The organism is uncultured Methanobrevibacter sp., assembly GCF_937898925.1.
In the GTDB taxonomy this organism is placed as follows: Archaea; Methanobacteriota; Methanobacteria; order Methanobacteriales; family Methanobacteriaceae; genus Methanobrevibacter.
In genome coordinates this window covers 20,250-30,263 of record NZ_CALDKF010000008.1, presented here as the reverse complement: position 1 = coordinate 30,263, position 10,014 = coordinate 20,250, and the positions used below count along the sequence as shown (strand labels likewise).

At 27.2% G+C, this 10,014-nt stretch carries 6 protein-coding genes; 3 read left to right on the top strand and 3 right to left on the bottom strand.

The annotated features are described in order from the left end of the window. Nucleotides 1-38 precede the first annotated feature (38 nt). The 3 genes from Q0409_RS00715 to Q0409_RS00705 all read right to left on the bottom strand — a co-directional run bounded on the left by Q0409_RS00715 (nt 39) and on the right by Q0409_RS00705 (nt 3,078). Nucleotides 39-161: a hypothetical protein gene (locus Q0409_RS00715; protein ID WP_298534014.1), complete on the bottom strand. Its 123-nt coding sequence runs from the start codon at nt 159-161 to the stop codon at nt 39-41. Between the two features lie 524 nt (nt 162-685). Next, nucleotides 686-2,929: an AAA family ATPase gene (locus Q0409_RS00710; protein ID WP_298534013.1), complete on the bottom strand. Its 2,244-nt coding sequence runs from the start codon at nt 2,927-2,929 to the stop codon at nt 686-688. A gap of 8 nt (nt 2,930-2,937) precedes the next feature. Beyond that, nucleotides 2,938-3,078: a hypothetical protein gene (locus tag Q0409_RS00705; protein ID WP_298534012.1), complete on the bottom strand. Its 141-nt coding sequence runs from the start codon at nt 3,076-3,078 to the stop codon at nt 2,938-2,940. A gap of 131 nt (nt 3,079-3,209) precedes the next feature. Between Q0409_RS00705 and Q0409_RS00700 the strand changes: the two genes are divergently transcribed. From Q0409_RS00700 to Q0409_RS00690, 3 genes are all read left to right on the top strand, one after another. Continuing rightward, nucleotides 3,210-6,077 (top strand): MrcB family domain-containing protein, encoded by a 2,868-nt coding sequence (locus tag Q0409_RS00700; RefSeq protein ID WP_298534009.1) that lies wholly within the window; start codon nt 3,210-3,212, stop codon nt 6,075-6,077. 113 nt (nt 6,078-6,190) lie between these two features. Then, nucleotides 6,191-7,570, top strand: coding sequence for a hypothetical protein (locus Q0409_RS00695; RefSeq protein ID WP_298534007.1), 1,380 nt, complete (start codon nt 6,191-6,193; stop codon nt 7,568-7,570). 9 nt (nt 7,571-7,579) lie between these two features. Then, on the top strand, nt 7,580-9,913 hold the full coding sequence (locus tag Q0409_RS00690; RefSeq protein WP_298534004.1) for a serine/threonine-protein kinase: 2,334 nt from the start codon (nt 7,580-7,582) through the stop codon (nt 9,911-9,913). Nucleotides 9,914-10,014: the final 101 nt, after the last annotated feature.

The window sequence follows — 10,014 nt, the reverse complement described above, 5'->3', positions numbered from 1 at the left end:
CGACTCTTTACAGATGTCTCTCATCCTCTTACCAGGTGTTATTGCAAGGGAAAATCCACTAAAATAAGGATTGCGACATGTCTTAAACTTCCTTCTTTTAAGGTTTCAAGACCAATTGCAAGGGAAAATCCACTAAAATAAGGATTGCGACAATCTAACACTTCTTGGGCGGTTTCTAAGACTTCTATTGCAAGGGAAAATCCACTAAAATAAGGGTTGCGACATTTGCATAGTCGAATGCTTCCAATTCGTTGTAAGAATTGCAAGGGAAAATCCACTAAAATAAGGATTGCGACCCTAATTCTCTTAAAAACCTAATAGAACTCATTGAGATTGCAAGGGAAAATCCACTAAAATAAGGATTGCGACCCTATACAGTTTTCGTGGTGTTCTGAGTAGTCTTGATTGCAAGGGAAAATTCACTAAAATAAGGATTGCGACAGCTACTCCAATGAATATTTCATCGTGTCTAACTATATTGCAAGGGAATTTCCATTAAAATAAGGATATAACTAATAATTATTTAAATCTTATAAAACCTAATTCCAAGAGGTTTTCAAATAAAAAAAGGTTTAAAAAAAATAACACACAATAATTTATTATATAATGACACAAAAAATTAAAAATATTTTAAATAGATTACTTAAAAGTTTTAAAAAAAGAGATTAAGTAGTAAACTACTTAATTAAAAATTAAATTTTAAAATTCTATTGCAACTATTTTTTTGACAAACAGCTATTTTTCGCTTTTTATCAAATTTCAAATAATTGCTTTTATGTTTATTGCATTTAAATGCTTTTTCAAATGCAAAAACAGCTTCCTTGAACTTAATTATTTCCTTAATACTTAAGTCATAATTTGCCTCATTGTTGTGGGATAATAGATTTCCCATATACAGAGTATTGTTCAATTCTTGGAATACTTTATCATATTCCTTTTTTATAGTTGTATTTTCTAGAATTTCATTGAAGTATGCTTCAACTTTTTTATAATAATCATCAACAGTATAATGCTTCTTAAGAGGTAATGGAATACCATTTATTAAACAGATATCATGTAAAATAAATTCCAAATATCTTCTGATTGCATTTCCTGCTGCATATGTATCATTTAGCTTAATATATGTTTCAATATATTCTTTTTTGGTGAATTTCCTAGAGAATATAGGTCCCTCTTTTTTATCCCAGTACAGAATTTCTGTAAAGATAAAGTCTTGCCTTCTGTGATGGCTTGAAGCAAGTCTGCCTAATTGTTCATACCATAGTTTATTATGGGTTGTTATTAGGAAATTGTAGTCACCAAAGAATTCAAAGAATAATCTTATAACCTGTTCCTTATGTTCCAAATCAACAGTGGAGATAATATCATCTAAAATCATAAAATTATACTTATTGAATACTCTGGCAAATGCCAGGAAAATGCATAGTCCTAAAGAATCAATATGTCCTTCGCTAGAATAGGATCTTGGATCTGTTGATTCTCCATCAAAGAATAAGGACAATGTCAATGAACTGGAACGGGTCAAGCTCATATCTGGATTGATTATATCGTCTTCGTCATGGATGAAATTATAATATTTGGAAGTGAAATCTTTAATTTCTGTTAATATATTTTCTATTTCCTCTTTTTTCATATCTCTAAATAATTCATAGATGGTTTTTGATACGTCAAATTCTTTTTTCAAATCAATCAGATCTTCTTTAATGTCATTGATTTCATTCAGCTTAAAGATATTATCAAGGGTTTTATTCAATTCTTCATTGTTTGATTCATATTTTTCTTTCAAATAGTTTACCTCATCATTCATGGAGGTTAACAAATCTTTATCCATTTCACTTAATTTTTTATCAAACTCTCTAAATGCTGTTAAATCTTCAATAAAATTATTAAAATCATATTCTAATTTATATTGTGGATTAATAGTATTGAAGGAGTTTAATTCATAATTTAAATTATTTAGCTCAGAAATGAGTTGATTCATCTCATCTTTCCAATTGTCTAAAAATTTTAAATCAGTTTTTATTTCTTCAATTTTTGGTTCGATATTTTTCAAAACTTTTTCCGTTTCAATATCACTTTCACAAACAGGACATTTTAATGAATTTTCAGATAAAATATATTCTTTGGAATTAGTTAGAATAGATAATAATTTATTTGTTGATTTCAATTCCTCTAATGTAATATCCTCATAATCGTTTAATAATTTTAAGTATTTGGAATTAAGTTTTGAGATATCTATTTTGAAAAGATTATGAGGTTCCAATATTTTATTTTCCTTTAAAAATGTCTTCAAATCACTATTTTCATCAATTGGGCTTATATTATTCTTTTTTAAAATTAAATTGATTTTATCATATATATCCTCTTTTTCACATTCATAGGATATTGAAATCTCATTATAGATTTCTTCAATCTCTTCATCTTTATTTTCTACCTCCTTTTTAAATCCATCATGACATTGTTTAAGGGTTTTTTCTATGCTGTCATATTTTTCAAAGGAAATCAAATTGGTTATCTCTTCATATCTTTTTCCAGGCCTTGATTCAATGAATGACAATAATTTTTTTCTATTTAAAATAAAGGAACCATTTTTAAAATCATCAACAAGCTCTTCAAGTTCTTCATCATATTTAAAACCATCTTTAAATGATCTTTCGATATTGTGTCCATTTATAGTGGCCTTAACTAGCAAATCATCTTTAGAGTCTCCTTTATGAACCAAAGATTTGTCATGATTCAACCCTTGAATCTTTTTTAATGATGCAATTTTGCCTGTAAACAGGTATTCAAATGCCTGTGTGATTGAACTTTTACCGGTACCATTAGGTCCACAGAGTACAAATGATTTGCCTCTAAAGTCAATTTTTTCATTTTTTATTCCTCTAAATGACTTTATTTCAATTGTTTCTATATTACATTCTTCTGACATTCAAACACCTAATTATGCTTTTTAATCAATTGTTCCAAATCTTCTTTAGTGATGTCTTCTATAGACTCTTCAAGTTCTTTGATCAAAGCTTGATTGTCTATTTCCTTTTTAAGTTCTCTAAAGTATTTTTCTAACAGTTTATCTGGCATGAAATCAACTCTATCCTAAGTTTATTATCAATTTAATTTTTATTTTTTAAAATATTAATATTTTTCAAAAAATTTATTATATTTTGTTAATATATTAAATAGTAATAAAAAAATATGATTTAGGGGTTTTTATGTCTCAAGCCGAAAGTTATAATTATATTTTAAATGATTTCAAAGAAATATTGGACAATTTTAAAATTGAATCTAAAAAACCGTTTAAAGGCAATGAATTTGCAGCTAGAATGAGAAATGACATTGCTCGGGATTTTGAAAATTTTATAGCCTCATTGGTCACTGACAATGAAAAATATTATTCTAAAATCTCTCCTGGAATGATGGATTGGTCTAAAGTTCCATGGGCGGGGTTTTATCATAAAGAGGTTACAGACACTTTTCAAACAGGTTTTTATTTAATTTATTTATTTGAATCAGATGGAACTGGATTTACATTAGCTTTAGGACAAGGAGTTAATGATAGCAATAAGCTATTAAACCAAAGGGCAGATTATTTAATTAGGATGGTAGAGAAACATACATTCAATCTTCCAGCTGGTTTCAAAAAGGAGGTAGAGGTCCCAGAGCATATATTTAGCAAGTTCTATAAAAAAGAGGATTTGAATATTGAAGAACTTGTAGATGATTTAAAGGGAATGATAAAGTTATATGAATATCTGATTCCTTATTACACGGATTTTAGAGCCAGTGAGGAACCTTCCAAAAAAGATTTACGTCCAAAGAATTCTGGTAGAAAAATATGGAGAATTGCTCCAGGCAATGCAGATATATATAATTATGCTTGGGAAGAATTTAAAAAAGATTCTTATGTCGGTGTTGGTTTTAAATATGAAGAGCCAGAAGTGAATTATACTCAGTTTAAAAATAAATATTCTTTAGATAAATATTTGGATAAATATGGCATTAAAGCCCCATCTAAATTAATGCTTTGGAAATTTGTCAATTGGGTTAAAAAAGGAGATATAGTTATTGTTAATAAAGGCAGAAGCAAATTTGCAGGTATTGGAGTAATTAATGGAAGTTTCATACCTTCTACTGAAAATGAAAAAAGAAATGAATATGGCTTAAACAATGTTTATCCTGTTAAGTGGATATATACTCCTGATGATTTGGAAGTTACTAAAAATTTATTTGCTAGACATACTTTGGTTGAATGGGATGGTGATAAATGGAATAAACTTCTATGTATTATTGCAAGGAATGATGAAAAATTAAAGGAAAAAATCTTAAAGCATATTTACGATGAATCTTATAAACTTTTATTTGAGAGGGAAGATTTTCATCATAATCTAGGTTATCAAAAGGAATCAGAGGAAATAAAGAAAGTTTGGGAAGAAATAGTTGAAAAATATGAAAATGATGAACCTATTGCAGATGATGTTTGGGATAAACTTGTAAATCGGGAAAATAAAGTTCATCTTGATGGAAGTAGAGATATTAAAGCTTCTATTAAAGGACGATTGAAATTAAATGATGAAGAATTAGACAAAACAGCTATTTTGCTTTTTGAAACATTATATAAGTTAAAGGATAATGAGGACATTGATGATCAAAAAAGAATTTTAAAGGAATATTCTGAAAATAAATATAGTGGTGGAATTAAATCAGGTCGTTTAAGTTCTATTTTGTATTATTTGGATAATAATTATCTTGTAATTAATAAAAAGACTGTAGAAACAGTAAAATTATTGTCTTTAATGTTTGGGGATGAAATTAAGCTTTCTTTAGAATTAAAACGTTATATAATAAATAATATTAAATATAAAGAATTTTTAGATAAGTTAAAAAACGCTATAAATTATACACGATTTGATATAGGCAATTTTGAAATCTTTGATACAATTTGCCATTACTTATGTTCAAATTCCACTATTCATTATGCTACAAAAGATGCAGATTTGATGCCAATCGATTTCTATATAGATGTTGATAAAGTTTTAAATGATCCTATCGAAGATGATAACCCTGAGGATGAAGATGATTTTCCAGAAGATGAAGGTCCTCAAGGGGAAATAGATGATATTCCTGAAGTTAGTGAAGTTTTAAATTTAACTCCTGAAATCTTAGAATCTAAATTAAAATCATTTTCTATTGCAAGTGCTACATTAAATCAATTATGTGCATCTTTGAATGCAGGAAAAAATATTATCCTTGATGGAACTCCAGGAACAGGTAAAACAGAATTGGCAATTAAATTTGCAACTGCTGCAAGTGATAATAACTTTATAAATGGTTATATTTTAACTACTGCAACATCAGATTGGTCTACTTTTGACACTATTGGTGGATTAATGCCTAATGAAAAAGGAGAATTGTTCTTTTATCCAGGTAAATTCTTGGATGCTATTGCAGAAAATAAATGGCTTATCATTGATGAAATTAATAGAGCAGATATTGATAAGGCATTTGGACAATTATTCACTGTTCTGTCAAAACAAGATGTTGAATTGCCTTATAAAGAAAATGATAAACCGATTAAAATCAAATTATGGGATGAAAACTACTCAAAACATGATGAGGAAAAGGCCACATATTATATAGGAAACAATTGGAGAATAATTGGAACAATGAATGTGGATGATAAGGATAGCTTATTTGACCTTTCATATGCATTCATGAGAAGATTCATGTTTATTGAAGTTGATTTACCAGATGATGAAGCTTATAAAGAACTTATTAGAAAATGGGCAAATGACTTATCTGAAGAATATTTAAGTAAATTGCTAAGAGTTTATGAAGTTATTAAGTTTAGAAAATTAGGTCCTGCTATATTTAAAGATATGACTGAATACATTAAATTTAGGGATGAAATAAGTGATGACAGCACGGATTTAATCCTTGCTGAAGCTATCAGCTCTTATATAATCCCTCAATTTGAAGGATTAAATAGAAATAAGATTGAACAAATCAGAAAGCTCATTGGTGACATTGGTTTGTCATCTTATTTGGATGAAGAATTGGAAGCATTGATTCCTAAATTTTAATTGATTTTAGCTATTAAAATTTTGATAGATTATTTATTTCTATTAATTATTTTATAACTATTTTTAATTTAATGAATTGGATATGAAAATATTAATAAATGGTTTGAATACGTATGTATGAAGTTGAAGCTAAAGAAAGTTCTCATAAAAAATCACAGATTATTGGAACTTCGAATGATGTGGAAATCAAATCAAAGGATATCAATGACCATTATAAAGTCACTGAATTCAATATAGATTTAATTTATAATGAAATTAAAGAGTTTATTCATTATTATCTCTTTTCAGGTGAAGTCAGCACTAATTTCACAATTAAAGTCCAAGATTTATTTGAAATGGATGATGATGATTTAAGAACTTTAAAGACAGTACATTTCTTATTAAGTGATGAAGTCAGAGACTTAATTCAAATATTGCCATATCTTCTTAGAAACCTTTCACATTCAACTCAAAAGAAAAAGGAAGAGTTCAATGGTATTGTGAGAGGCAGAATAGATTGGAATACAACTCTTAAGACTAGATATTCCAAAGGATATAATGATCCTAGTCTTTTTGTTTGTTCACCACCATCTAAGTTCTATGATTTGGAAGAGAATCAGCTATTGAAGTTTGTTCTAAAAAAGATTATTAATTTAAAGAATAATTATCTTGATTTTGTAGATTATACAAAAAATGATGAAGAGAATCCTTTTGATGTAGAAAACTTATCTAAGGAAAAGGATTGGTATGAGATAGTTGGAAACAATTACAAGATGGCTAAAAAGACATTGAGAAAAGTCTATTTTGATGACATTTCTGATGTTAAGGTTATTAAAGCTAAGCACATTAGAAAAGCCTTTAAGAACAGGAATGTTCTTTATCATAGGGTGGCTAAGGTGTTCATGCTTTATGAGGATTTATTCATTAATGAGGATATTGAACTTCTTAAGGATTTAGTGGAACATAGATTAATTAGAGCTACCAATCCTAACAAATTGTATGAGATTTATATATTCTATTCAATTGTTAAAATGTTGCCAAGTCCTGAATTAAGGCTATTGCATGGTGGAAATGATTATTTAACTTGTGATGTATTGGAAGATGGAACTAAGGTGACTGTTCATTATCAATACCTTCCAAAACCACTTCAGGAAGTTTCCCAGTATGTTGATATTCTTAGAAATTATAGCATTCAGTGGGCTTATAGGGCTCCGGATATCATTTTAGAGTTTGAAAGAGATGGAAAAATAACTTATAGGATTATAGAAGTTAAGAACAGTAGCAGCACTAATTATGTGAGAGATAGCGTTTATAAGGTTATGGGATATTATAAAGACTTTGAGAGAATTTTATATCATTCAGATGCTACGTTTTGTGATAACTGTCCAGTAGTTCTTGTTACCTGGGGTGGAATAAGGATTAAGAAGGATTATGATCCGTTTGGTGACAATATAATTGTTCTTAATAGGACAGAGTTTTTAGATAGTTTGGATAAGTTGATAGAATTGAAATAAAGTGATACTGTGATTGGTAATATAGATGTGGGGACTGTATTAGATAATGAATTTATTGTTATTGCGAAATATGGGGGAGAAGGTAAATCTGGATTTGGTACTGTTTTCATTATTTATAATGATGATTTAAAAAAAGCTTTAGCAATGAAAACATTACAAGATAAATATCTTAATGATGAAGAAGTTATAGAAGATTTTAAGAAAGAATCTTTAATTTGGACAGAACTAAAACATCCAAATATTGTTGAAGCATACGGTTTAGATATTATTGATGGCAGATTATTTATTATAATGGAACCTATTTTTAGTTTTATGGGTAAACAATCATTAGATGATTACTTTTTTGAAGGTTTATCTGATTATAAAATTTTAGATTGGTCAATCCAATTTTGTTATGCTATGGAATATATGGAGGAACAAGGTATTGAATATCATGGGGATATTAAGCCTCAAAATATTTTAATATGGGATAATGAGATTAAAATCACTGATTTTGGTTTAACAAGTTTTATTAATGAATCTAGAATTTTTAAAAATAAAAACATCGGAAATTATTATAATTCAAATGGTAAAATTTGTGGGACTAATGCTTATATGGCTCCAGAATCTTCTGAAGGTTTAAATAATATTTCAACTGATATCTATAGTTTTGGAATAGTTCTTTTTCAAATGATTAATAAAGGAAAATTACCTTTTAAAGCTAAAAACAATACAGATAATGAATGGGAAGAATTGCATAAAAAAGCTGAAATCCCTTATTTTAATCATATATTATATGATGTAGTTCTGAAGTGCTTATCAAAAAATCCAAAAGATAGATATGATTCTTTTAAAGATTTAAAAATGGAATTAATTTCAATATTTAAAGAAAATTTTGATGAAGATCCATATGTTCCAAAAGAAAAAGATTTTGAAAAAGATTCTAATTACTATTATTTTAAAGGAAATTCTCTTGCAAATGTTGGTGATATTGAAAATTTTATTTCAAATTTTGATAAAGCTGTAGAACTCAATCCTTATTCTTCAGATATTCGGATAAATTATGCAATAAATTTGATAAAATATGGTTACTATGATAAAGCCTTAAATCATTTAAATGTAGCCAAGAATATTTTTGATGAAAATAATAAAAATTTTGTTAGTTTAGATAGATTGTATTTTAATTTTGGGCATGCTTACCAATCAAAAGGTTATTTAAATAAAGCAATTGAAAATTATGAAAATGCTATTGATATAAATGAGAATTATTTAGAATCTTATGTTAATTTAGGAAACATCTATAAAGAATTAGGATTATATGAAAAGGCCTTAGAAAAATATCAATTAGCTTTAGATATTGATCCTAATTTTTTCATGGCTTTGATAAATATGGGTGATACCTATAGTTTTTTAGGTAATTATGAAGATTCTGAGAATTGTTTTTATAAAGCTAAAATTCAAGATATCAATGAGGATTTATATTCTTTATGGGGACAGAGTTTAAGGCGATTAAATAGGGAACCTTCCGCATTAACAAAATTTTTTGAAATTTTAAAAATCAATGAAGAGTCTATGTATGCTTATTATAATATTATAATTTCTTATTTAATTTTAGATAATTTGGATCAAGCAAAAGAATATTTTGAAAAAGCTTTAGATTTATTTGGAGATAATATTGCATATAAACTTGATTTATCTAAACAATTTTTTAAATATGATTATCCTAATGAAGCATTGAAAATTTTAGATGCCATTTTAGAAAATAGTGAAGAGGATGATGATAAAGCTATTGTTTTATTTGAAAAATTTAATTATTTTAAAGATATTAATATTTTAGAGGCTGTTTCATTTCTAGATGAAATAATTTATTCGGATGCCGATGATGAATTAAAGTCTGAAGCATGTTGTGATAAAGCATTATTTTTAAAGGATTATGAAGAGTCTGATAGTATTTTAGAATATTTTGATGAGGGTTTAAGTTTTAATTCTAATAATACTAGAATTTATTTTTTAAAGGGTTGTTTTTATTCAGAAATAGGAAATTATAATTTATCTATGGAAACATTTGAAGAGGGGTTGTCTACAGATGAAACTCATAAAGGGATATTATTGGAGAAAGCAAGGGTGCATTTACTTTTAGAAGAATGTTATAATTGTATTGAGTCTTGTGATAAATATTTAGAAATAGGTGATCCCTCATCAGAAGTTTATTTATTTAAAGCATTAGGATATATGTGTTTAGAGGATTATGAGAAGTCTTTAGATATATTGAAATTAGCAAAAGCTTTTGTTATTAATGAAGAAATTAAAGAGATGATTTTAGTTACTGAAGAGAGCATTAAATATATTCTTAAAAAAATATAATAATTCTCTTTAAATTTATCGCAGGTGTACATACCCCTATAAAAGGAGATGAAAAGAAAAAGATTAAATAAATATTATTAAAAAAAATTTATAAATTACTA